The sequence below is a fragment of the Prevotella sp. KH2C16 genome (genome assembly GCF_900113305.1).
Taxonomy (GTDB): domain Bacteria; phylum Bacteroidota; class Bacteroidia; order Bacteroidales; family Bacteroidaceae; genus Prevotella.
Genome location: NZ_FOOW01000001.1, coordinates 167,919 through 192,769, shown reverse-complemented (window position 1 = coordinate 192,769; position 24,851 = coordinate 167,919). Strand labels below are relative to the sequence as shown.

20 protein-coding genes are annotated in these 24,851 nt (G+C 53.1%); 6 read left to right on the top strand and 14 right to left on the bottom strand.

Features of this window, described 5'->3' with window-relative positions:
- Positions 1 to 19: 19 nt before the first annotated feature.
- A complete protein-coding gene (cysS, locus tag BM114_RS00735; protein ID WP_092109146.1) occupies positions 20 to 1,510 on the bottom strand; it encodes a cysteine--tRNA ligase in 1,491 nt (496 codons plus the stop codon).
- A gap of 130 nt (positions 1,511 to 1,640) precedes the next feature.
- On the opposite strand from cysS, the gene BM114_RS00730 reads away from it, so the two are divergent.
- The gene (locus tag BM114_RS00730) at positions 1,641 to 2,813 is read left to right on the top strand and encodes a hypothetical protein (RefSeq protein WP_092109143.1); all 1,173 of its coding nucleotides are present in this window, start codon (positions 1,641 to 1,643) and stop codon (positions 2,811 to 2,813) included.
- 233 nt (positions 2,814 to 3,046) lie between these two features.
- On the opposite strand, the gene BM114_RS00725 is transcribed toward BM114_RS00730, so the two are convergent.
- Genes BM114_RS00725 through BM114_RS00710 form a run of 4 tightly spaced genes read right to left on the bottom strand, consistent with a single transcriptional unit; the run spans position 3,047 to position 6,591 of the window.
- Entirely contained in the window at positions 3,047 to 3,589 is a 543-nt protein-coding gene (locus tag BM114_RS00725) for an RNA methyltransferase (RefSeq protein ID WP_092109140.1), read from the bottom strand.
- Between the two features lie 3 nt (positions 3,590 to 3,592).
- Positions 3,593 to 4,906, bottom strand: a complete 1,314-nt coding sequence (locus BM114_RS00720) for a retropepsin-like aspartic protease (protein WP_177207009.1) — start codon at positions 4,904 to 4,906, stop codon at positions 3,593 to 3,595.
- Positions 4,907 to 4,916: 10 nt separating this feature from the next.
- Positions 4,917 to 5,345 carry a SufE family protein gene (locus tag BM114_RS00715; protein WP_092109134.1) on the bottom strand — a complete coding sequence of 143 codons (429 nt, stop codon included), beginning with the start codon at positions 5,343 to 5,345 and terminating at the stop codon, positions 4,917 to 4,919.
- The gene (locus BM114_RS00710) at positions 5,332 to 6,591 is read right to left on the bottom strand and encodes a peptidase U32 family protein (protein ID WP_092109131.1); all 1,260 of its coding nucleotides are present in this window, start codon (positions 6,589 to 6,591) and stop codon (positions 5,332 to 5,334) included. Before BM114_RS00710 ends, BM114_RS00715 begins: the two co-directional genes overlap by 14 nt.
- A gap of 159 nt (positions 6,592 to 6,750) precedes the next feature.
- Between BM114_RS00710 and BM114_RS00705 the strand changes: the two genes are divergently transcribed.
- The 3 genes from BM114_RS00705 (at position 6,751) to mutS (ending at position 11,975) form a co-directional block, all read left to right on the top strand.
- Positions 6,751 to 7,785, top strand: coding sequence for a C1 family peptidase (locus tag BM114_RS00705; protein WP_092109127.1), 1,035 nt, complete (start codon positions 6,751 to 6,753; stop codon positions 7,783 to 7,785).
- Between the two features lie 172 nt (positions 7,786 to 7,957).
- On the top strand, positions 7,958 to 9,244 hold the full coding sequence (locus BM114_RS00700; RefSeq protein ID WP_092109123.1) for a histidine-type phosphatase: 1,287 nt from the start codon (positions 7,958 to 7,960) through the stop codon (positions 9,242 to 9,244).
- A gap of 67 nt (positions 9,245 to 9,311) precedes the next feature.
- Positions 9,312 to 11,975, top strand: a complete 2,664-nt coding sequence (mutS, locus tag BM114_RS00695; protein WP_092109120.1) for a DNA mismatch repair protein MutS — start codon at positions 9,312 to 9,314, stop codon at positions 11,973 to 11,975.
- Between the two features lie 61 nt (positions 11,976 to 12,036).
- Here mutS and lgt read toward each other — a convergent pair whose 3' ends face one another.
- Complete coding sequence (lgt, locus tag BM114_RS00690) at positions 12,037 to 12,894, bottom strand: prolipoprotein diacylglyceryl transferase (protein ID WP_092109117.1); 858 nt, start codon at positions 12,892 to 12,894, stop codon at positions 12,037 to 12,039.
- Positions 12,895 to 13,028: 134 nt separating this feature from the next.
- Complete coding sequence (gene ychF, locus BM114_RS00685) at positions 13,029 to 14,132, bottom strand: redox-regulated ATPase YchF (RefSeq protein ID WP_092109114.1); 1,104 nt, start codon at positions 14,130 to 14,132, stop codon at positions 13,029 to 13,031.
- 163 nt (positions 14,133 to 14,295) lie between these two features.
- On the opposite strand from ychF, the gene BM114_RS00680 reads away from it, so the two are divergent.
- Positions 14,296 to 15,183 carry a cation diffusion facilitator family transporter gene (locus tag BM114_RS00680; protein ID WP_255406373.1) on the top strand — a complete coding sequence of 296 codons (888 nt, stop codon included), beginning with the start codon at positions 14,296 to 14,298 and terminating at the stop codon, positions 15,181 to 15,183.
- A gap of 191 nt (positions 15,184 to 15,374) precedes the next feature.
- Here the strand turns inward: BM114_RS00680 and BM114_RS00675 are convergent, their stop codons facing one another.
- Both BM114_RS00675 and polA read right to left on the bottom strand, forming a co-directional pair.
- Complete coding sequence (locus tag BM114_RS00675) at positions 15,375 to 16,229, bottom strand: tetratricopeptide repeat protein (RefSeq protein ID WP_092109108.1); 855 nt, start codon at positions 16,227 to 16,229, stop codon at positions 15,375 to 15,377.
- A gap of 107 nt (positions 16,230 to 16,336) precedes the next feature.
- Positions 16,337 to 19,099 (bottom strand): DNA polymerase I, encoded by a 2,763-nt coding sequence (gene polA / locus BM114_RS00670; protein ID WP_092109105.1) that lies wholly within the window; start codon positions 19,097 to 19,099, stop codon positions 16,337 to 16,339.
- Positions 19,100 to 19,187: 88 nt separating this feature from the next.
- Between polA and BM114_RS00665 the strand changes: the two genes are divergently transcribed.
- On the top strand, positions 19,188 to 20,165 hold the full coding sequence (locus tag BM114_RS00665; protein ID WP_092109102.1) for a polyprenyl synthetase family protein: 978 nt from the start codon (positions 19,188 to 19,190) through the stop codon (positions 20,163 to 20,165).
- 205 nt (positions 20,166 to 20,370) lie between these two features.
- On the opposite strand, the gene deoC is transcribed toward BM114_RS00665, so the two are convergent.
- From deoC to BM114_RS00640, 5 genes are all read right to left on the bottom strand, one after another.
- On the bottom strand, positions 20,371 to 21,318 hold the full coding sequence (gene deoC / locus BM114_RS00660; RefSeq protein WP_092109099.1) for a deoxyribose-phosphate aldolase: 948 nt from the start codon (positions 21,316 to 21,318) through the stop codon (positions 20,371 to 20,373).
- Between the two features lie 26 nt (positions 21,319 to 21,344).
- Complete coding sequence (locus BM114_RS00655; RefSeq protein ID WP_092109096.1) at positions 21,345 to 21,671, bottom strand: nucleotide pyrophosphohydrolase; 327 nt, start codon at positions 21,669 to 21,671, stop codon at positions 21,345 to 21,347.
- A 49-nt stretch (positions 21,672 to 21,720) separates the two neighbouring features.
- On the bottom strand, positions 21,721 to 22,173 hold the full coding sequence (gene dtd, locus BM114_RS00650) for a D-aminoacyl-tRNA deacylase (RefSeq protein WP_092109093.1): 453 nt from the start codon (positions 22,171 to 22,173) through the stop codon (positions 21,721 to 21,723).
- A gap of 101 nt (positions 22,174 to 22,274) precedes the next feature.
- A complete protein-coding gene (gene uvrC / locus BM114_RS00645) occupies positions 22,275 to 24,128 on the bottom strand; it encodes an excinuclease ABC subunit UvrC (protein WP_092109089.1) in 1,854 nt (617 codons plus the stop codon).
- A gap of 156 nt (positions 24,129 to 24,284) precedes the next feature.
- Complete coding sequence (locus BM114_RS00640; RefSeq protein ID WP_092109086.1) at positions 24,285 to 24,815, bottom strand: adenine phosphoribosyltransferase; 531 nt, start codon at positions 24,813 to 24,815, stop codon at positions 24,285 to 24,287.
- Positions 24,816 to 24,851 lie beyond the last annotated feature (36 nt).

The window sequence follows — 24,851 nt, the reverse complement described above, 5'->3', positions numbered from 1 at the left end:
TATTATCAGCTTGATGAGACTACTTGTTCAATTTCCAGGTAACACCGTCTTTGGTGTCCTTCACTTCAAAGCCGTCGGCAGCGAGCTCGTCGCGTATTTTGTCGCTTGTCGCCCAGTCTTTGTCGGCCTTGGCCTTGGCGCGAAGCTCCAATACCATGTCCACCACCTTGCCGAAGGCTTCCTCGCGGGCATCGTTGTTGCTGCCCTTCTCGCTCTTCAGGCCGAGCAGGTTGAAAGTGAAGAGGTTCATAGTCGACTTTAATTTGCCGAGGTCTTCGGCGCTGATGGTCGCTTTATGGTCGAGCAGGGTATTGATAAGCTTGCAGGCTTCGAAGAGATTACTGATGACGAGCGGGGTCATCAGATCGTCGTTCATGGCGTCGTAGCACTTCTGGGCGAGGCCTTTCACGAAATCGTGGGTTGCCGCATCGCTCTCGGCTGCCGGCTGTATGCGCTCCATGTCGCCGATGCCGTTCATGAGGCGCTCGAGTCCTTTCTCCGACGCTTTCAGCGCATCGTTGGAGAAATCGACGGTACCACGATAGTGGGCACTTAGGATGAAGAAGCGTATGGTCATCGGCGAGTAGGCCTGGTCGAGGCTCTCGTGGCTGCCGGTGAAGAACTGCTCCAGCGTAATGAAGTTGCCGAGGCTCTTCCCCATCTTCTGTCCGTTGATGGTAATCATGTTGTTGTGCATCCAGTAGTGCACCATCTGGTCGCCCTGCGAGGCCACAGCCTGAGCTATCTCGCACTCATGATGCGGGAAAACGAGGTCCATGCCGCCGCCGTGGATGTCGAAGTGGCTGCCGAGATACTTCCTCCCCATGGCCGTACACTCACAGTGCCAGCCGGGAAATCCGTCGCTCCAGGGTGAGGGCCAGCGCATGATGTGCTCCGGCTGTGCCTTCTTCCAGAGGGCGAAATCGGCCTGATTGTGCTTCTCTTCCGTTCCCGCGAGGTCGCGCGAGTGGTTGATGATGTCGGTCAGGTTGCGGCCGGAGAGAATGCCGTATTGGTGGTCCCGGTTGTATTTTTCCACATCGAAGTAGATGCTGCCGTTGCTCTCATAGGCATAGCCGTTGGCTAAAATCTGCTTCACCAGCTCCTCCTGCTCGATGATATGCCCCGTGGCCTGCGGCTCAATGGACGGCGGCAGCACATTCAGCAACTCCATTGCCTTGTGATAGCGGTTGGTGTAGTGCTGTGCGATTTCCATCGGCTCGAGCTGTTCCAGCCGTGCCTTTTTCTCTATCTTGTCGTCGCCTTCATCGGCATCGTGCTCCAGATGGCCCACATCGGTGATGTTGCGCACATAGCGCACCTTGTATCCCAGATGCTTCAGGTAGCGGAAGAGAATGTCGAAGGTGATGGCCGGCCGGGCATGTCCCAGATGCGGGTCGCCGTAGACGGTAGGACCGCAGACATACATGCCCACATTCGGCGCGTGCAAAGGCTTGAAAGCCTCCTTCCGGCGGGTAAGGGTATTATAGACAAGCAAAGTCTGTTCCATGATTTCCTGTAAACTATTTATTAATTAAGTGCAAAGATACATTAAATTCATGATAAAATTTTAAAATCGGACTCATAATTTTCAAAATAGCCGTGAATGTGCTATCTTTGCATTCAAAGAGATAACTCAAATGCGTTTTTTCCAGGTTCTGTTGATATATTTGTTTTTCTCGGTGGCGTGCGAGGCACAGGAAAGGTGCGTGATATGGGATGCGGTGAATGGGCTGCCGGTATCTCATGCGAGTCTTTATACGAGCGGAGGGAAGGGCGTTCTTGCCACTTCGTCGGACAGCAATGGCGTAGCCGTGGTGCGGTTTCCCTTCAAGAAGCTGACAATCTCCCATGTCAGTTACCGCCCTGTGGTGCTGCGAAACCTTACGGATACCGTCTTTCTGGAGCCTAAGGTTCAGCTCCTGTCGGAGGTTACGGTAAGAAACGAGGAACCCGGGTGGATAAAAGACAAACTCGCTCGCTACCTCAAGCTGCGTTCTCTGCTGTATCAGCCCGCCGACACCTATGCTGCCTACGACTATGACAAGCGCAACATCGGCGATTCCGTGGGCTATGCCTTCCGGAGCAAGGGAATCATGTATGTGCCCTCCCTCCGCAATTTGGGCAGGGACAGCATGTATCAGGTGTGTCCGGAGACCAATGTGGTATTCTATAAAGACACTACGGCGGGCGTGGATTTCTATGCCATGCAGCTGATGCTCTATGAACATGCGGCGGCAGCCATCGACCGCAAGTTCATCCGGCAGCATGTGTTCAGGGTGAACGAGGCCTATGAGAGTGCCGACAAGAACATCGTCCAGCTGGTCTTCTGGTCGCAGAAATACAAGGACGACCGCGGGACGCTGACCCTCGATACTGCCCGCTGCGTAGTCCTGGAGGCTTCGCGCTTCACGGGCCTGCAGTGTAACCTTGACGAGAAGATGAATTCCCTGGTTCTTTCCATTGCCAAGGCTGCCATCGGCTTGCGCTATGAAGACTGGACAATGGACACCCATATCCGCTTTTCCCAGCACGCCGGAGCCTATTATCCGGCGCAAGTTACCTATCGGTATTATGTGAAACGCTCCAATTATATCAAGGGCAAGGGCCGCCCCAAGAAGGAGCGGGAGACTTATTTTGCCATGCGGGAGGCCAGTTTGAGCCTCTCGCCGACAAACGACAGGCCCCTGCAGCGGCTCTACGACATTCCCAACGACAAGCATTCCGCCGTGATATACATAGAGTCGAAGCGGCATCAACAGAACGAAATGGCCATGAAAAAGATGCCGAGAACCTATCGCCTTTTCGAATAGCAAGGGCAGACCGGGGGAAATTCATTTACAGGAAAGACGGTCGGAAACGACTACCAAAGATGCAGAAAGCCGTTTCCCTGAACTTGAAGGACGGCTTTCAGAAAAGTAAAATGAGTTATTTCACAATATAAAATCAGTTATTTTAGCCGGTAAAATCAGTTATTTTAAAAGATAAAATAAGTTGTTTTACTGTCAAGGAGACCGCTGAAAGGGTTGCGGGCGGCGACTTACTCTTACAGTTCCAGCCTCTTGGCAAATTCCCAGATGACGATGCCCGCCGCGACGCTGACATTCAGCGAGTGCTTGGTGCCGAACTGCGGTATCTCCAGACAGCCGTCGCTCAGGTCGACCACGGTCTGTTTCACGCCCTTCACTTCATTGCCGAAGACCACGGCATAGCGGTCTTCGTGCAGCAGTTCATGGGTAAGGTCAAGGTCTTGCAGCTTCGTGGAACCCTCCACCTGTTCGATGCTGTAGACGAAGTAGCCGTTCCGCCGCAGTTCCCGCACGGCGTCTTCGGTGCGCTCGAAGTATCGCCAGTCTACGCTGTCCTCGCCTCCGAGGGCGGTCTTGTGTATCTCCGCATTGGGCGGACAGGCCGTGATACCGCACAGATAGACGGTCTCCACGCGGAATGCGTCGCATGAGCGGAACACGGATCCGACATTGTAGAGGCTCCTCACATCGTCGAGCACGACGACGAGGGGCAGCTTGCGGGCTTCCTTGAACTCGTCTACGGAGAGCCGTTTCATCTCTATGGTACGCAGTTTACGCATGCTTTATTTCAGTTCGAGAGTCATCCGGGTATAATCGATGGTCAGTTGCTGCCACCGGTGGAAGAAGTCGTTGCCCAGTCGGCCGGCTCCGCCGTCGATGTTGTTTTGTTCGGTCGACATTGTGATAACGGGTATCTGCTTCATGCTGAAGGTGGTCTCGCCGATGGTGAGGGTGATCTGCGGCATGACGAACTGGCTCGTATAACTCACTCCGCCGTAGCCTGCGCCGCCCTTGATATCCCACTTTCCCTCTCTGGCCACATCAGCCGTGTGGTCCTTGTAGTAGTCGGGGCCCATCCAGCTGGTGGTCGCGCCGCTGTCTAAGACGAGGGGATAGTGGCGACGGCCATCGCCGGTGTTCACTTGCAGCACGCCTCCCGACGTGAAACAGAGGTTGGGTCGCAGGTCGGTTAGGTTGCTTGAGACCGTGCTGTCGGCATGCAGCGTGAGTGTGTTCTGCGTGAAATCGAAGGTGCAGGAGGCAAACCGGCGCAGCAAGGGCTGCCCGATAATCAGCTTCAGCGGTGCCAAGGCCTGTGCCGGAATCCTGTCTCCCTTCTGGAGGTCGAGCACCACGAAGGGCACATTGCGCAGCCGTAGATCGCCTATCTGCAGGCTTTCGGCGATGGCCGTCTGGCCTTCCAGCGTCTTGATTCCCTTTGCCAGAACGCTTCCGTCGATGGTTTTCAGTCCGTAGGCAGCGGCCAAGTCGGGAGTAATCACATTGTAGCTGGCTCCCGTGTCGAGGACGAAACTGCCTTTGTGGCCGTTCAACCACCCGTCGGCGAAGAACAGCGACTGGGCCGAGTCGCCCACTTCCTGAACCTTGAAAGGTATCTGATAGATGGTCTTCGGCTGTTCTGCTTGATAGAGGTCGTATTCACTCAGGCCACGATAGTTGTGCTGGCGTGCCACATAGGGTGCCAGCGAGGTGGAGTCAATCTTGTCTTTGTATGCGTTGACGAGGTTCTGCAAGACGGCTGCCGCCTGTTTGTTGTCGTCCAGCAGACTATAGTTCTGCCCCAGCATGGCAACCAGGGAGATCAGATTAGAGCTTCCCAGTTCGCCCTGATAGTCTCTCAAGAGCTGCCTTAGGGTGTTCACCGCAGCTTTCGGGCGACCGAGAAAATGGTTGAGCATGGCCTTCGAGAATAGTCGGAGGAAAGGGGAAATCCGACTGCTATCGGTGCGGTACACCTCTTGCAGGCGAAACCAGTCGCTCTGGTTGAGGCATGCGGCGACGAGGCTGTCGGTTTCCTGTGCCTGTATGGGCAGGGTCAATGCGAACACAATGAGGATATTAAACAATCGTTTCATCTTTCCGGTCTTAGCTGTTTTCCTTGTTCTGGTAGGCCAGGGCATAGCCCTTGATGCGCTTTACCATGGCAAGGAGTCCGTTGGAACGGGTCGGGCTCAGGTGTTCCCGCAGTCCTATCCGGTCGATGAAGTAGAGATCGGCGCCGAGAATCTCCGTCGGCGTGTGGCCGCTAAGCACCTGTATGAGCAGGGCGATGATGCCTTTCACGATGAGGGCGTCGCTGTCTGCGGTGAGCCGGAGCCGCCCCCCCTCGTAGTCGCATTGCACCCATACGCGGCTTTGACAGCCGTCTATGAGGTTCTGCTCGGTCTTATACTTCTCGTCGAGCACATCAAGGTCGTTGCCGAGGTCGATGAGCATCTGGTATTTATCCATCCAGTCGTCGAAGTCAGAGAACTCCTCGATGACCTCGTCTTGTAGTTCGTTAATCGTTTTCATGGGCTTGTTTTACTAACTTAAACAACTTGTCGTTAGGTCTTACCTTGCCGCTTACGGGGATGGAGACCCGCCATCCCTGCTCCGCCGTGTCCACAGGGTGGAGCTCATAGCGTATCTCGTCGGCGTCGAGATACATCACGCCCGTGGTGTTTCCCGTTATCAAGAGCTTGTCGCCCTTGCTGAACGGGGCGGCCTCGACGGCTATCTCGGCCACGCCCAGCTTGGAGAAGTACTTGATGACCTTGCCGATGAGCACCTTTTTCTCCGTGGCCACGGAGCCGTAGTGCTTGTTCCATTCGCCCAGGGTCTGCCCCTGATAGTAGCCGTCCCAGAATCCCCGGTTGAAGACAGTGGCCAATCGCTCGTCCCATTGGTCTTTCTTCTCCTCGGTAAAGGTGCCTTCGAGCACGCTGCGGATGGCCTCCTTGTAGCAGGAAACCACGGTGTAGACATACTCCGGGCCGCGGGCACGCCCCTCGATTTTGAATACTCGCACGCCGCTTTGCATCATGCGGTCGATGAAACGGACGGTCTTCAGGTCCTTCGGGCTCATGATATACTTGTTGTCTATCTCCAGTTGGTTGCCCGTTTCGTTGTCGGTTACGGTATAGGAACGCCTGCAAATCTGCACGCATTCACCGCGGTTGGCACTGCGATTGGCATTGTGAAGGCTCATGTAACACTTCCCAGAGACGGCCATGCAGAGGGCTCCGTGGCAGAACATCTCTATGCGCACGAGGTCTCCCTTGGGGCCTTTTATCTGCTGATCCTGTATCTGCCGGTAGATGGCTGCCACCTGATCCATGTTCAGTTCACGGGCAAGTACCACCACATCGGCAAACTGCGCATAGAACTTCAGCGCCTCGATGTTGGTGATATTGAGCTGAGTGGAGAGGTGAACCTCCACCCCTACCCTGTTACAATAGGTCATAACGGCCACATCCGAGGCAATGACGGCCGAGATGCGGGCCGCCTTCGCCGCGTCGACAATCTGCCGCATGGTCTCTATGTCGTTGTCGTAGATGATGGTGTTGACGGTGAGATAGGTCTTGATGCCATGTTCCTGGCAGGTCTGCGCGATGTCGTGCAGGTCGTCGATGGTGAAGTGATTCGCCGAGTGCGACCGCATGTTGAGCTGTCCGATGCCGAAGTAGACAGAGTTAGCACCCGCCTGAATGGCTGCCGCGAGGCTCTCCCTTGAGCCCACGGGAGCCATAATCTCAAAATCTTGGATATTCTCGTTCATGCTGCAAAGGTACGAAAAAACAAAATAAGTTGAATTATAAAAAGGTAAAAGGTTATCTTTTATAAGATAAATCATGATTGTTGAGGGAATGCCCGTTCACTTTTCATCCCCTTATCCTTTCCGTTTTTCTTCTTTTTTGTTATCTTTGTCCCGTTGATTATGAAGAAATCGCAGATTTATCTATCATTGTTGCTGGCGACATTGCTGCTCGCCGGATGCTCGAGGTCGGGCAAGATGCCGGGCGGGATAGCTGATTTCGTGGATGAGGTGAGACTCAAGACCACGCCCGTGAAGAATCAGGGGCGCAGTTCGCTGTGCTGGATATACGCCATGCTGGCCACCATCGAGAGTGAACATATAGGTCTGGGCGACTCCGTGAACTTGTCTATCGACTTTCTGGCCCGTAAGTATCTGGAGTATCAGGCTTGTCAGAGCTATCTCTCGCACGGGTCTCAGGGGATAGACTTGAGGGGCATGGGCTCGACGGCGCTCCGTCTGCTTAGTCTCTACGGAGCCATGCCGTATGACTCTTATCATGCACGGAAAGGCGTAAACTACAATGTCCTGTGCCGCAAGTTGCGGCAGTTGTCGGCGACAACTCATGATTTCGGCGATTTCCGCCGCGGCATGGGTGATATGCTCGACCAGGAAATAGACTATCAGCCGCACATGGTCTTCATGCTCGGAGCACAGTATAGCCCGCTCGAATTCGGGCATAGCGTGTGCCGTGAAGGTGAGTATGTGGCATTGACGAGCTTCTTGCATCATCCTTTCGGAGAGTCTTTTGTACTGGAGACGCCCGACAACAAGATGTATGACACCTATCTCAACCTTCCCATCGACGACCTGATGGGCTATATGGAGAAAGCCTTGCGCAGCGGCCATGCCGTCTGCTGGGAGGGTGATACATCGGAAGAGGGATTCTCGTTTGCCAAGGGAATTGCCCGACTGGACAACGAGAGAACACCGTGCACGCAGGAGGAGCGCCAGTCGGCATTCGACCATATCCAGACCACCGACGACCACACGATGGCCTTGGTGGGCATCGCCCACGACAGGGAGGGCAATAAATACTTCATCGCGAAGAACTCCTGGGGCACCGACAACCCGTATCGTGGCTTTATGTACCTGTCTTTCAACTATGTGAGGAAGAAGACCATTGCTGCCTTCATGAGCCGAGAAGTGCTGCGATGAGCCGCCGGTTGGCAGGGCAGACAAGCCTCCTTGAAGAGCTAAAGGCCGCTTACCGTCTGACAAAATCGCCGAATTTGTCGCATAGAAGACGGCATTTAGCTTTTCGGCCGGCAATCTTTGTCCATTCCAAATATTTTGATTACTTTTGCTGGAAACAAATAATCTTTTCGACATGAAGCATCTTATCGTTTTATTGACCACATTACTTGTGGCCTGCGGAGCACAGGCCCAGGACGCGAAAAAGGAAATCAAGGAGAACAGGCTGCGCTCGGGAGGCTGCTATCTGGCCTATCCCGGCCCTAAACAGCAGGTCTACTCCCCCACCCCGCAAGGCTATGCACCCTTTTATATCAGCCACTACGGCCGCCACGGCTCCCGCTGGTTGATCGGCAAGCAGGCCTATGCAGGTGCCCTTGCCACGCTGGAGAGGGCCGACAAGGCCGGCAAGCTGACTGCCAAGGGCAAGGAGGTGCTCGCCAAGGTGGCTCTCGTAACGAAGGCCGCCAACGGTCGCGATGGCGAGCTGAGCCGGCTCGGAGCACGGCAACATCAGGAGATTGCCACGCGTATGTACCGCAACTTTCCGGAGGTCTTTGCAGGGAAAACCGACATCAAGGCCAACAGCACCATCGTCATCCGCTGTATCCTGAGCATGGAGAACGCCCTTCAGGCTCTCTTGAGGTTGAATCCGGAACTGCAGATCAGCCACGATGCGAGCTATGCCGACATGTATTATATGAATATGAGCGACAAGAAACTCGACTCGCTTTCCAAGAGCCGGGGAGCCGACAAGGCCTATGAGGAGTTCTGCAAGCGGCACGACCGCCACGAACATACCATGAAACTGCTCTTCAACGACAAGAATTACTGGCAGAATGAGCTGAACGCGACGAAGCTTTCGAACCAGCTCTTTGCCATTGCCTCCAACATGCAGAGCCTGGAACTGCGCAAGGACATCGATCTCTTCGATATCTTCGACGAGGACGAAGTCTACCATCACTGGCTGCTGGACAATGCGGAATGGTATCTCTATGGCGGCCCTGACAAGCTGACGGACGGCAAGCGACCCTACAAGCAGCGCAACCTGCTGAGGAGAATCATCGAGGAAGCTGACTCCTGCATGGCTTTCGACCATCCGGGAGCGACGCTCCGCTACGGGCACGACAGCATGGTCTATCCGCTCACCTGCCTTCTCGGCATCAACGGACTGGACAAGCCAGTAGACAATCTGGAAGCCCTTGCCAGCTCAGGGTTCCGCGATTACAAGATCGTGCCGATGGGAGCCAACCTGCAGTTCATCTTCTATCGCAGCAAGGCCGACCGCAACGACATCCTCGTGAAGGTGCTCGACAACGAGAACGAGGTAACTCTCCCCTTCTCCACCGACCGTGCCCCCTATTATCATTGGCAGGACTTCAAGGACTATTACCTGAAGAAACTGGCGGCCTATCAGGAATAAAATCACACGGGCTGTTTGGATTTTCCGCCGGAATTCAGTATCTTTGTGGCTCTAAAAGATTAGTTTGATGGCAAAAGACGACAAGGGAATGACTCCTATGATGAAGCAGTTCTTCAGCTTCAAGAACAAGCATCCCGAGGCTTTGCTGCTCTTCCGCTGCGGGGATTTCTATGAGACCTACTGCGAAGATGCGGTAGAAGCCTCCAGGATACTTGGCATTACGCTCACGAAAAGGAACAACGGAGCCGCCTCGGGAGCCGAAATGGCAGGATTCCCCCATCATGCCCTCGACACCTATCTGCCCAAACTCATCCGTGCGGGAAAGCGCGTGGCCATCTGCGACCAGCTGGAAGACCCGAAGAAGAAGCGTGAGATGATCAAGGGAAAGAAAGGTCTCACGGAGATGGACAAGATGGTGAAGCGGGGCATCACAGAGCTCGTTACGCCCGGCGTAGCCATGAGCGACAATGTGCTCAACTACAAGGAGAACAACTTCCTGGCTTCCGTGAACTTTGGAAAAGGGGCTTGCGGCGTGTCGTTCCTCGACATTTCCACGGGCGAATTCCTTGTAGGAGAGGGCACATACGACTATGTGGAGAAGCTGCTGGGCAACTTCGGACCCAAGGAAGTGCTCTATGACCGCGCCCGGAAGGCAGAGTTCGAGAAGTTTTTCGGTACTCGCTATTGTGTCTTTGAGCTCGACGACTGGGTGTTTACGGAGCAGACGGCACGCCAGAAGCTGCTCAAACACTTCGGTACGAAGAACCTGAAAGGCTTCGGCGTGGAACATCTGAGAAGCGGAATCATCGCCTCAGGGGCCATCATGCAGTATCTGGAGATTACCCAGCACACGAATATCAACCATATCACTACGCTCTCCCGCATTGAGGAGGAACGCTATGTGCGCCTCGACAACTTCACCATACGCTCGCTGGAGCTGCTTGCCCCCATGCAGGAAGACGGCGCGTCGCTGCTCAATGTCATAGACCGGACCACCACGCCGATGGGTGGACGCCTGCTGAAACGCTGGATTGTGTTCCCCCTGAAAGACGAGAAACCCGTCAACCAGCGGCTGGATGTGGTGGAATTCTTCTTTAAGGAGCCCGAGTTCCGCCAGCTCATCGACGAGCAGTTGCACCGTATCGGCGACCTGGAGCGCATCATCTCGAAGGTGGCCGTCGGCAGGGTGTCGCCCCGTGAGGTGGTTCAGCTCAAGAATGCCTTGGCTGCCATCGAGCCGATCAAGAGCTCCTGCCTGTATGCGAAGAATGAAACGCTGAAGCGAATGGGGGAGCAGATGAACCTTTGCGAGTCTTTGAGGGAGCGCATAAAGCAGGAAATCCAACCCGATCCGCCACAGTTGGTGAACAAGGGGGATGTGATTGCCGACGGCTATAGCAGCGAGCTGGACGACCTCCGGCGCATCTCGCGCAACGGAAAGGACTATCTACTTGAGATTCAGGAGCGCGAAATCGAGGCCACGGGCATATCAAGCCTGAAGGTGGGGTATAACAATGTCTTCGGCTATTACCTCGAAGTGCGCAACACTTTCAAGGATAAAGTGCCGCAGGAGTGGGTTCGCAAGCAGACTCTGGCACAGGCCGAACGCTACATTACGCAGGAATTGAAGGAGTATGAAGAGAAGATTCTGGGAGCCGACGAGAAGATTCTGGCGCTCGAGGCGCAGCTCTTCAGCGAACTCATAGCCGCCATGCAGGAGTTTATTCCCCAGATACAGATCAACGCCAACCTACTGGCGCGCCTCGATTGCCTGCTCTCCTTCGCGAAGACTGCCGAGGAAAATGGCTATGTAAGACCGGTGGTAGAAAGCGATGACGAGGTCATCGACATCAGGCAGGGTCGCCACCCGGTTATCGAGATGCAGTTGCCGATAGGAGAGCGGTATGTGCCCAATGACATCTATCTCGACACGGAGAAGCAACAGATTATGATGATTACCGGTCCGAACATGGCCGGAAAGAGCGCTCTGCTGCGCCAGACGGCACTCATCGTGCTACTTGCCCAGATAGGATGCTTCGTGCCCGCAGAGAGCGCGAGAATCGGTCTGGTGGACAAAATATTTACTCGAGTGGGGGCGTCGGATAATATTTCGCTCGGCGAATCTACTTTCATGGTCGAGATGACGGAGGCTTCCAACATCCTGAACAATGTTACCCCGAAATCGTTGGTTCTCTTCGACGAGTTGGGGAGAGGAACTTCTACCTACGACGGGATAAGCATTGCCTGGGCTATCGTTGAGTATCTGCACGAACAGCCGAAAGCTCGGGCACGCACGCTCTTCGCCACGCACTATCACGAGCTGAACGAGATGGAGAAGAATTTCTCGCGTATTAAGAATTATAATGTAAGTGTAAAGGAGGTAGACGGCAAGGTTATCTTCCTCCGCAAGCTGGAGCGCGGGGGCTCGGAGCACTCTTTCGGTATCCATGTGGCCGATATTGCGGGCATGCCGAAGAGCATCGTGAAGCGCGCGAATGTAATTCTGAAGCAGCTTGAGGCCGATAATGCGAGCGTGGGAAGTGCCGGCAAGCCGAACATCAAGCATCTCGAGGAGAGTAGGGAGGGCATGCAACTGAGCTTCTTCCAGCTCGACGACCCGGTCTTGAGCCAGATTCGCGACGAGATATTGAGCCTTGATGTGAACAATCTGACGCCTGTCGAGGCTCTCAACAAGTTGAATGACATTAAGAAAATACTGAAGGGAAAATAGGCGGGAACCCCACTTTGCAGGATGTCCCATTGCCTGTTTCCCCTTCAGTATTTGTTTTTATCTATCCTCTGGGCTTTGCCCCGAGTTTCCGCATCCATTTTCCGCCTACCAGACAGGCCACGCCGATGGCGATCAGTGGCAGGCTCAAGATCTGTCCCATGTCCATGGGGAGCCCGGCCTCGAAGGCTACTTGAATCTCCTTTGTATACTCGATGAAGAAGCGGAAGGTGAAAATGAGGGTCAGGCAAAGCCCGAAATAGAAGCCCGTTCCCACGCTCTTAGGCCCTTTCTTCCTATAGATGAAGAGGATGAGGAGGAAGAAGCAGAGGTAGGCGAGCGACTCATAGAGCTGCCCGGGGTGGCGCGGACTCTGATCCACACGCTCGAATATGAACGCCCAGGGCACATCCGTAACCTTGCCGATAATCTCTGAATTCATCAAATTACCCAGCCGGATGAAGGCAGCCGTTATGCCTGAGCAGATGCCCATGTTGTCGAGAACCACCCAGCCGGACACCTTCGTCGACCGGCAGTACAGCCAGATGGCCACGAGCATGCCGATGACGCCGCCGTGGCTGGCCAGCCCCTCATAGCCCGTGAGCTTCCACGAGCCGTCGGGCATATGGTGGAAGGGGATGAGCATTTCGATGAAATGATCCCAGGAGCCGAGGAAATAGGCCGGGTCGTAGAAGAGGCAATGTCCCAGTCTTGCCCCTATGAGCACTCCGAAAAATATGTAGAAGAAGAGCGGGTCGAACTTTTCTTCGGGGATATTCTGCTGCTTGTAGAGCTTGTGCATGAGCACCGTGCCGAGCAAGAGGCCGATAATCCAGCAGGTGGCATACCACCTGAGCGTGATAAATCCCAAGTGCCCGATGACGGGGTCAGGGTTCCAAAGGATGAAAGATAGTATATTCATAATTCATTGAGGACCTAACCAAGCCTTCCCAAAGGGAAGGATGTTTGATAACATGAGTTGGTATCGGTCTGTTTTAAGTATTGTTTTCTTTTTCATATCCTTCCCTTTGGGAAGGCTTGGATGGGTTTCTATGCCTAAACATTAAACCTGAAGTGCATGATATCGCCGTCTTCCACCACATAGTCCTTGCCCTCCACATGGAGCTTTCCGGCCTCGCGCACGGCAGTTTCGGAACCGTATTGCAGGTAGTCGGCATACTTGATGACCTCGGCACGGATGAATCCCTTCTCGAAATCGGTATGGATGACGCCCGCGCACTGCGGTGCCTTCCAGCCCTTGTGATAGGTCCAGGCCTTCACCTCCATCTCTCCGGCGGTGATGAAAGTCTGCAAGTTGAGCAGATGGTAGGCCTTCTTGATGAGGCGGTTGACGCCGCTTTCCTCCAGTCCGAGCTCGTCGAGGAACATCTTCTTGTCCTCATAGGTCTCCAGCGAGGCAATGTCTTCCTCGGTCTTGGCGGCTATCACCATGGCTTCAGCTCCCTCTTCGGCGGCAATCTGCTCGATTTGGCGACTGTAATCGTTGCCCATCTTGGCACTCGCCTCATCCACATTGCAGACATAGAGCACGGGCTTCGTGGTCAGCAGAAACAGGTCGTGGGCGGCCTGCTGCTCCTCCTTGCTCTCAAACTCCACGCTGCGGGCGTTCCGACCCTGTTCCAGCGCAGCCTTGAAAGCCTCCAGTACGCTGACCATCACCTTGGCCTCCTTGCTGCCCGCGGCAGCCATCTTCTGCTGCTTGGCCAGCTGTCCCTCGATGGTCTCGAGGTCTTTCAGCTGCAGTTCGGTATCGATGATTTCCTTGTCCGACACGGGATTGACGGCAGAGCCGCCCTCACGCACCACATTGTCGTCGTCGAAACAGCGCACGACATGGATGATGGCATCGCACTCGCGGATGTTGCCGAGAAACTTGTTGCCCAGTCCCTCGCCCTTGGAAGCTCCCTTTACGAGGCCTGCGATGTCGACGATCTCGCAGGTAGCGGGCACTATCCGGCCCGGGTGCACTATCTCGGCGAGCTTCGTCAGGCGGTCGTCAGGAACGGTAATGACGCCTAAGTTGGGCTCTATCGTGCAGAAAGGAAAGTTGGCTGCCTGTGCTTTGGCACTCGAAAGACAGTTGAAAAGCGTGGATTTCCCCACATTCGGGAGTCCCACGATACCACATTTTAATGCCATTTAGAATCTGAATTTTGTATATACGGCTGCAAAGATAGTGAAATATTTTGAGAAACAGGATGTATGGAAATGATAAAATGCCCCGCGGGAGCGTTTTGTCTCAAATTAATTTATTAATTTTGTACTCTCTAATCAAGGATTCCCCATCCGGCAGACACCGATTATGACAAGAAACAGAAAAACCGATATTTACAGAGTCTCGATAGCAGGAAGCGGCGTGAATGTAGCGCTCATGCTGCTGAAGTTCGTCGCCGGCTTCTTCGGCAAGTCGTCGGCGATGATAGCCGATGCCGTGCATTCCCTGGCCGACTGCCTGAGCGACCTCATCGTCATCTTGTTCGTGAAGCTCGGAAGCCGTCCCAAAGACAGGAATCACGACTATGGATACGGCAAATATGAGACGCTGGCCACGGGCATCATAGGCCTGATTCTCCTTGGCATAGGCATTGCCATCTGCTACGAGTCGATAGAGAAGGTGATGGATGCCATAGCCGGCCGGCCGCTCGGACAGCCCCGCCTGATAGCCCTCGTGGTAGCGATAATGAGCGTGCTGATGAAGGAATGGGTGTTCCGCTTTATGCACAGGGTGGGGGAGCGGTGGAATTCCGACGCCGTGATAGCCAATGCGTGGCACCACCGCAGCGACGCCCTGTCGTCCATCTGCACCACGCTCGGCATTGCGGGAGCCATCCTCTTAGGGCCCCGGTGGGCCGTTCTCGACCCGATAGCGGCCATCGTCATGGGGCTCATCATCATCCGCATGGCCTACAAACTTGTCAGTCAGGCCGTAGGGGAACTGACGGAGCATGCCATTCCGGAGGCACAGAAAGAGGCAGCGAGAAGGGTAGTGGAGGCCGAGGAACAGGTGGCGGGCGTGCTGCAGCTCAAGACTCGCAAGATAGGAAACGACATCGCGATAGACCTGTGCATAGCCATGCCGCCCGGACTGACGCTTGCCGATACCTATGTGCACACGCAGCGCATCGAGCAGAGGCTGAAGGCAGAGCTCGGCGAGCATACCCAAGTAAACATTCAGGTGAACCCCGCATAAGGCGAAAAGCCGCCGACAGAGATGCTGCCGGCGGCTTTTCGTATTCTAATAGATGGCCTTTGTATGCGTAAAAAGTAACCAACGCAAAAGTAAAATCACTCATTTTACAAGGCAAAATAACTTATTTTACCTTATAAAATCACTTGTTTTACGGTATAAAATAACCGATTTTTCTTTTCTTTCGGCGGCCTTTAGTTTTCCTTCAGGCTTGCTTCTTTGAGTCTGGATCTTACCCACGACTTCTTGAAATAGGATGCCGAGGCCTTCGCGTGGGCAAGGTATTCACGCAACAGAGCCGTTCCGCCCGCCTGATTGAGTGCCAAGAGCGAGAGGCCTTTGATGGCTTTGCAGTCGTCTATGAGCTGTCTGGCATAGTCGGCATCCTCGCCGTAACGGCCGTAGGCAAGGTTTCGGAAGTCCCAGTAGAGTATCGTGTCGCTGTGCCGGATGGCCTCCTGCCAGCGACCGTTCTCGTAGAGTGCGAGAGCTAACCAGAACGATGTGTAGGGATCCTCACTCCATTCCTCGTAGGCCTTGCGTGCCCATTGCAGCATTTCCTCCGGCTCTTCAAGGAAGTAGCAGCACTTGGCGACCTTGGTCATCAGGTAGTATTCTCTGGGGTAGAGCTTGCTCATCTTTGTGGCGTAGCGCTTGAGCGCTTTCCAGTCGTCCTTTTCCTCCAGCCGGCTGCAATGCTCCATGATGCGGTGTCCCTGCTCGGCCGTGTAGAAGCCGTCGCTGTATTCGAGGTGTTCTGACGGCTCGTCGGGGTCTTGTTGCTCGTCGGTCTTGACGATGTTTATATACATGTCTTCATTGTTCACTCGGTATTGGCAGACCCATGTATTGGTCATATCCATGTAGGGCGAGGGCTTCCAGAGCTCGGAGTCAATGTCTGCATGCAGCTGGCGGAGGGCTTTCGGCCCCACGCCCTCCATCTCGCGGGTATCGAAAAGCTGGTGCAGGGCCTCGCGGATGCTGTTCGCGGAAATCTGATAGGTTCGGTTCCCGTAAATGAAATTTACGATAAGGGTGAAGAGTTTCATGATGGTTGGGTTGTTTGCTGGTCTTTTTCGTTTCTTTTCTTGTTAGTTTTTCAGCCCCGTATGCAGTCTTGCTCCCTCCCTTCCGGGAAGGGCAGGGTAGAGGCTTCTTAGTGCGCCTCCAGCCAGTTGGTGCCCCATCCGGCGTCTGCCACCAACGGCACGCGCAGCTTGCAGGCGTTCTGCATCTCCTCGAGCACGATGCGCTCCACCCGCTCCTGCTCCTCGGGGTAGACCGAGAAGTTGAGTTCGTCATGCACCTGGAGTATCATCTTCGAGCGGATGCCCTCTTTCCGGAAACGCTCGTAGATACGGATCATGGCCACCTTGATGATGTCGGCCTCGGAGCCTTGTATTGGCGCGTTGATGGCGTTGCGCTCGGCAAATCCGCGCACGGTTGCGTTCTGCGAGTTGATGTCGGGCAGATAGCGTCGCCGTCCGAAGAGAGTTTCGGCATAACCCTTTTCCCTCGCCGTCTCCTTGGCGCGCTCCATGTAGTCCTTCACCTTGGGGAAAGTCTTGAAATAGTCGTCTATGAGCTGCCGCGCTTCCCCGTTCGGAATCTCCATGCGCTGGGCAAGACCGTAGGTGGTGATGCCGTATATGATGCCGAAATTGGCCTGCTTGGCCTTCTTGCGCTGGCTGTCGGACACCGCATTCATATCCTCGTGCCAGATTTTGGCTGCCGTCGCGCGGTGGATGTCGAAGCCGGAACGGAAGGCTTCCATCATGTTTTCGTCTTCGGAAAGATGTGCCATGATGCGCAGTTCAATCTGGGAATAGTCTGCTGAAAAGAACTTACATCCTTGTTCGGGTATGAAGCAGCGGCGGATTTCTTTTCCGTCCTCGGTGCGCACGGGTATGTTCTGCAGGTTGGGATCCGACGAACTCAGGCGTCCGGTGGCGGTGAGTGCCTGGTTGAAGCTGGTATGGATGTGTCCGGTTCGCGGGTTGATGAGTTTCGGAAGGGCGTCAACATAAGTGCTCAAAAGCTTCTTCATGCCCCTATAGTTCAGTATTTGCTCCACGATAGGTGCTTTCGACTTGAGTTGCTGGAGCACTTCCTCGGAGGTAACATATTGCCCCGTCTTGGTCTTCTTCGGCTTCTCCACGATCTTCATCTTGTCGAAAAGAATGTCGCCCACCTGTTTGGGGCTCGAGATGTTGAACCGCTCGCCCGCCAACTGATAGATGTCCTCCTCATATCGGTTCATTCGCTCTGTGAAAATTCTTGATGTTTCCTTCAGCGAATCGGTGTCTATCCTCACGCCGTTCATCTCCATTTCGGCCAGTACGGGCACCAACGGCATCTCTATATTCCAGAATAAATCGTCGGCTCCGGCTGCCCTCAGCTGCGGTTCGAGCACATTCTTCAGCTTCAGGGTGATGTCGGCGTCCTCGCAGGCATAGTCGCAGATTTCAGCCGGCGGCAGGTCGCGCATGTTCTTCTGGTTCTTGCCTTTCGGGCCGATGAGTTCTTCGATGTGCACCGTCTGATAGTCAAGGAGGGTCTCGGCCATGTAGTCCATGTTGTGATGAAGCTCTGGTTGGAGCACATAGTGTGCCAGCATGGTGTCGAACATCCTGCCTCGGATGCGCACGCCATAGTTCATCAGCACCTCGTAATCATACTTGATGTTCTGCCCGACCTTAAGGATAGTCTCGTCCTCATACACCTTTTTAAATATATTCACAATTCTTTGGGCTTCTTCACGATTGCTTGGAACCGGGACATAGAAGGCCTTGTTTTCCTCCACGGAGAAGCTCAACCCCACCAATTCTGCGTCGACGGGATTGGTGGAAGTGGTTTCCGTATCTAAACTGAGAATTTCTTTTGTCCTGAAAAAATCACAAATTTCAAGCATAAGAGCCTCATTCTCAACCAATTGATATTCGGTTTTAATGGTTTTAAAGCTGTTTTTTAGCGCATTTTCAGGCTCGGCCGACCTCTCGGGCGTGATTTCCGCAAATAAATCGAGCTGTGGATTATCGGTTTTTGGCTTATTTTCAGTTTTATTAAGAATCTTGCTCTTCAGGCTCTTAAACTCCAGTTCGGTGAAGATGGAGTCGAGTTTTTCCTCGTCGGGTGCCACGAGTTTCAGTTCTTCGAGATTTAAGTTGACGGGCACATCGGTGCGGATGGTGGCGAGGAAGTAAGACATCTTGATGTCGTCGACGGCTGCCTCCACCTTTTCGCGCATCTTCCCCTTCAGCTGGTCGGTGTGATGGAGGAGACCGTCTACGCTTCCGAACTCGTTGATGAGCTTCACCGCGGTCTTCTCGCCGACCCCGGGGCAGCCCGGAAAGTTGTCGGCCGAGTCGCCCATGAGGGCCAGCAGGTCGATGACCTGTTCCGGCGAACTGATGCCATACTTGTCGCTGATTTCATTTTTGCCGATTTTATCGTAACCGCCGCCATGCCTCGGGCGGAACATATAGACATTGTCGGCCACGAGTTGACCATAGTCCTTGTCGGGCGTGAGCATGTAGGTCTCCACGCCCTGACGGCCTGCCTGGGTGGCAAGGGTGCCGATGACATCGTCGGCCTCGAACCCGTCGACCTGCAGAATGGGGATATGGTAGGCCTCGAGGATATCCTTGATGATGGGAACGCTGGCCTTGATATCCTCCGGCATCTCCTCGCGCTGCGCCTTATAGGCAGGAAAAACCTCGTTGCGGAAGGTCTTTCCGTGGTCGAAAGCCACTCCTATGTGGGTGGGTTGCTCCTTGGTGATCACCTCGTTGAGCGTGTTGAGGAATCCCATTACGGCCGATGTGTTCTGCCCCTTGGAGTTGATACGGGGGTTTTTGATGAAAGCGTAATACGACCGATATATCAATGCGTAGGCATCCAAAAGGAAAAGTTTCTCCATAATAAATAGTATTTCTCGTGTAAAATTACTAATTTTTTGCAACATTTACTGATAAAATCACTAAATTTGTATCAAAATTCAGTATCAGATGGATTATCTACCGCTCATCAAACAACCGATTTCTTCAGAATTATCCGATTTCATCGACCTTTTCAACCGCTCTCTCGACCATAGCGACGGGATGCTTGCCCAGGTGCTTGACCACATCCGCCAGCGCGGCGGAAAGCGCATGCGCCCCATGCTGATACTGCTGATGGCGAAGAATTTCGGTGCGGTTACCGAGGTTACCCAGCATGCTGCAGTAGGGCTGGAGCTGCTTCATACGGCCAGTCTGGTGCACGACGATGTGGTGGACGAGAGTGAGGAACGCCGCGGCCAGGCCTCGGTGAACGCCGTATATGACAACAAGGTGAGCGTATTGGTGGGCGACTACATCCTCTCAACGGCACTGCTGTATGTGTCTTATACCCACAGGGAGCGCATCGTTAGATACCTTGCCCAGCTGGGCAGGACGCTCTCGGACGGTGAAATCCTGCAACTTTCCAATATTCAGAACCAGGAAATATCGGAAGAGGTGTACTATAACATCATCAAGGGAAAGACCGCCGCGCTCTTCGAGGCTTGTTCCGCCATCGGCGCCGAGGCGTCGGGCGCATCGGAGGAGGATGTGCAGCAGGCCAAGAAATTCGGCCAGAACCTGGGGATTATCTTCCAGATTCGCGACGACATCTTCGACTATTATGACTCGAAGGAAATCGGCAAGCCCACTGGGAACGACATGGCTGAGGGCAAGCTGACCCTGCCCGTCATCTATGCGCTCAATTCCACGGGCGACGAGGAAATGTTCCGGCTGGCACAGAAGGTGAAGAGCAGGGAGATAACGAGCGATGAAATCGCCCGTTTGGTGGCCTTCACGAAAGAGAACGGAGGCATTGAATATGCCGACAGACGCATGTGGGATTTCCACGGGGAGTGCCGGCAGTTCATCGACAGAAAGGTTTCCGACCCGGCCATCAAGCGTGCCCTTGAGGCCTATCTGGACTTTGTGATCGAGCGGAATGTCTGACGCGGGGCGGGGAGTGCCGTACCATGGAGAACAGAAAGGCACAGGGGTGAATTTAAAAGGTGGCTGACAGAATGATAATCTCGGCGATTTTGAAGGACAAAATCGCCGAAATCGTCGCACAAAATCGCCGATTTTGTCGGGCAGAAGATAACAAGAAGTGGGAACAACAGATGCGTTGTTCCCACTTCTCATTGGTTACTACGATTTAGAAGAACTTGATTTCCTTGCCCAGAACCTCGCTCATGAGCATGTTGGTGAGGCGGGATGTGCCCAGGCGGAACAGCTTGTTGGTGAGCCATTTCTCGCCCAAAACCTCCTGGACGATGGTGTAATAGGTTACGGCATCCCGCACCGTATTGATGCCTCCGGCAGGTTTCAGGCCGATGACGATGCCTGTCTGGTCGTAGTATTCCTTGATGGCCTGGCACATTACATAGACTGCCTCGGGCGTCGCGCTTATCTTCTCCTTGCCTGTGGAGGTCTTCACATAGTCTGCGCCGGAATACATGGAGAGGATGGCTGCCTTCTTGATGTTGGCACAAGAGCCCAGATCGCCGGTCTCGAGGATGACTTTCATGGTGTGGTCGCCGCACACCTGCTTCAGTTCCGCTATGTCGTCGGCAATGCCCTCATAGTCTTCGGAGAAGAACTTGCCCACGGGGAGGACGATGTCAATCTCCGTAGCGCCGTCCCTCAAGGAAAGGGCAGTCTCTGCGACCTTGACCTCCATGAAGGTCTGCGACGAGGGGAAGCTGCCGCTGACATTGGTGATTTCCACTCCGTCTACCTCCAGGCTCTGGCTGACGAGCTTGGTGAAGTTGGGATAGCAGACCACGGCTGCCACATGGGGGAGCTCTGCGAACTCATGCGCATACCGGTTCACCTTCTCCACCATGCCGAGGATCTTTTCCTCGGTATCGGTCGTGTTCAGCGAGGTGAGCTCCACGCTGCCCAGAAGGAACTTCTTCACATCAAGAGTGTCATTGGCAGGGACCTTCTCTTTGATGATTTTCTGTACTGCGGCCTTTACCTCGTTGTCGCTGATATTGAAGTCGTATAGCTTAAGGGCTTGTTCTACCTTGCTGGATTCCAGCGGCTTGTTCTGTTTCTGGTTCTCGTTGTCGTTGAGAACGCTGTCTTTAATGTTACTCATTTCTGCTTGTGTTTTATCGTTCTTGGTTATGCTTTCAGTTTGGGATTTTCCAGATGGCGGTGGGCGTCGCGGCGGGTTTTCTTCTCAAAGCTCTTGGTGAGCTCTTCCGTAAGGTCTACCCCTGTCTGGTTGGCCAGGCACATTAATACCCATAGGACATCGGCCATTTCTTCTCCGAGGTTGGGCTTCTCGCCCTCCTTGAAGCTCTGGTCGCCATATCTGCGGGCTATCACGCGCGCAAGTTCGCCCACCTCCTCGGTGAGGCAGGCCATATTGGTGAGTTCCGAGAAATATCTCACGCCGTAGGTCTTCACCCACATGTCTACGGCCTCCTGTGCTTCTTTTATCGTCATGTTTCTTCCTGTTTAAACGAGTAGGAGTTCATCGCTCTTCCCATATTCCTTATTCTTTCTGATGCGTGTCCATGCAAATGGTTACCGGGCCGTCGTTAAGGAGTTCTACCTGCATGTCTGCCCCGAACTCGCCCCGGCCAACTTCCTTGCCCAAGGTGGCACTCAACTGCTCGCAGAAATGCTCGTAGAGGGGGATGGAATGCTCGTGAGAGCCCGCACGGAGCCATGATGGACGATTTCCTTTCTTGTAGCTTGCAAAGAGCGTGAACTGGCTGATAACGAGGATTTCACCATCAATATCCATGACGGAGCGGTTCATTACGCTGTTCGCATCGTCTAAGATGCGGAGGTTGGCAACCTTTCTGGCAAGCCAGTCTGCATCCTCTGAGGTATCGGATTCCTCAATTCCTATGAGTATCAAAAGACCTTTTTTGATGCTTGACTTCATCTTTCCGCCTATGGTTACGGAAGCATGGCTGACTCTTTGGACGACAACTCTCATATTGCAAAGATATTGATTATTTCTAACAAAACCAAATTTAGCTTTCAAAAAAGTGGGTTCCGATGATTTATCTGCTCATTATCAATAAGATAGGGAAATTCTCAAACATCCTCTCCCTGTTTGCCTGTAGGATGGAAATGGTCGTAAACGATCTTTCCCTTTGCCGCTCCTAACAAATCATTAAGAGTCTGATAATCAGCAAGTTTAATGCGGTTTACACTCTTAAAATTCTTCATCAGCAGGGCTTGTGTCTTCGGGCCTATCCCCTTGATGTCGTCCAACTTGCTGTGGAGGGCGTGCTTCGACCGCTTATTCCGATGGTATTCAATGGCATAGTTGTGCACATCATCCTGAATGCGGGTAAGTACATGGAAGAGTTCGGAGTCTGTTTTCAGGCCTATTACCTGTGGGGGGAAGCCGTAAAGCAGCTCGTTGGTGCGGTGGCGGTCGTTCTTTGCGAGGCCTGCTATGGATATTTTTAATTGCAGTTCGTCTTCCACAACCTCTCTGACAACTTCCATCTGCCCCTTTCCGCCATCGGTAATGATGAGGTCGGGGAGGCTTGTACCTTCCTCAATCATCCTTGAATATCTGCGGCGCACTACCTCTTGCATGGAGGCGTAGTCGTCCGGACCTTCGACGGTCTTGATGATGTATCGCCGGTAATCTTTCCTTGAGGGCTTCATTGCCTTGTAGACAACGCATCCCGCTACGGCATCTGTGCCGCTGATATTTGAATTGTCGAAGCACTCGATGTGATAAGGCAGCTTGGGGAGTTTCAGCTTTTCCTGGAGTTCTTTCATCAAGCGGGTTTGCTTCTGTTCGGGATTCAGCTTCTCAGCTTGCTTCAGGCGGTCGAACTTATATTGCTTTGCGTTCATCTGGGAGAGCTCGAGAAGGTGTTTTTTATCGCCTCTCTCGGGTACAAAAAACTCCGCGTCCTTGAGGTTCCAGCTCATTTCAAAGGGCACGATCACCTCCTTGCAGGTGCTCTCGAAGCGGCTCCTGATCTCTGGAATTGCCAGCATCAGCAGCTCCTCGTCGCTCTCTTTGAGCTTGCGCTTGTATTCGTAGGTGAAACTCTGGTTGATAGCTCCGTTTCTCACATGCATGTAGTTGATGAAGGCATTCTTCTCTAAATCGTCGTCTTCAATGCTGAATACATCGACATCTTTGATGGTATAGCTCACTACTTCGCTCTTGGCAACGAAGTTTTCGAGCATGATATGGCGCTGCTTCAGTATCTCGGCCTCCTCGAATTTCAACTCTTCAGCCTTCTCCATCATCTTCTCCGTGAGGTATTTCAGCATGTCGCGGGTGTTTCCTTTCAACACTTCACGGGCCTGGCGGATGTTTTCCTGATAGTCATCATAGCTCTGCCGGTTGATGCAAGGCCCCAGACAGTTGCCGATGTGGTATTCCAGACAGGGCTTGAACCTGCCCTCTCTGATGCTTTCTGGTGTCAACGGCAGCCTGCAGGTCCTGGGTTTGAATACCTTCCTGATGATTTCAAGGATGTTGTACATGCTCGAAATCTTACTGTAGGGACCATAAAAGGTGCCGTATTTTTTGTTGATTGTGCGCGTATTGAATATCCTCGGATATAGCTCTTTGGTAATGCAAATGGAAGGATAGGTCTTTCCGTCTTTCAATAAAACATTGTATCGGGGGTTGTATTGCTTGATCATGCTGTTCTCCATGAGCAATGCATCCTCCTCTGTATTTGCGTAGCTATAGGTGATATCCCATATTTTAGACACAAGAACCTTTGTCTTGTAGCGGTCAACCTCTTTGTGGAAATAGGAAGAAACACGGCGTTTCAAGTTCTTGGCTTTACCTACATATATAATAGCGCCTTCTTTGTCATGGAATTTATAGCAGCCAGGAGTCTCTGGCATGGCAAGGACTTTGTTCTTGCAATGCTCTAAACGCTGTTCGTTTTCTTCTCTTGTCATTCTTTCTAAGATGCTCTTTTAAAGGGTGTTTTGCCGCCTGATGTTTCATGTGAAACAATTGAAAGGGCTTTTTGGAAAGGCATCGGATGTTAGCATTGATTGCAGAAAGTGTTGCGTCCGATGGTTCTATTTCTTTCCCATATGCCTCTCTGTTGCTCAGAATTGCAATAAGGAAGTTATCTCTACATCTTTATCAAAGGTGTCTCTTGCTTGTGGAAATTCGGACTCCAGCTCTATTAAGAAGTTGGCATAGATTCTCTTTGGATGGAATTTCTTTACGAGGTTGCATGCGGCCTTCATGGTCCCGCCGGTTGCAAGCAGGTCGTCATGGAGTAAAATCACATCGTTTTCATCGATAGCATCTTTGTGTATCTCTATTGTGTCGATGCCATATTCTTTTGCGTAGCTTTCTTGTACAGTTTCACACGGTAATTTCCCGGGTTTTCGGCAAAGAACTACACCGGCACCGAGGCGGATAGCAAGGGCTGAAGACATTACGAAACCTCGGCTCTCGATGCCGACGATTTTAGTGATACCTTTGTCTTTGTAAAGTTCAAACATTTCATCGCAGATTTCTTTCAGGCAATCGGAGCTTTTGAACATTGTGGTAACATCTCTAAAATTTACTCCCTTGATAGGCCAGTCTTGGATGCTGCGTAGGTTGTCTAACAAAATCTTTTTGTTCATCTTCTATATGTTTTTATATTACTCTTTTTTATATGT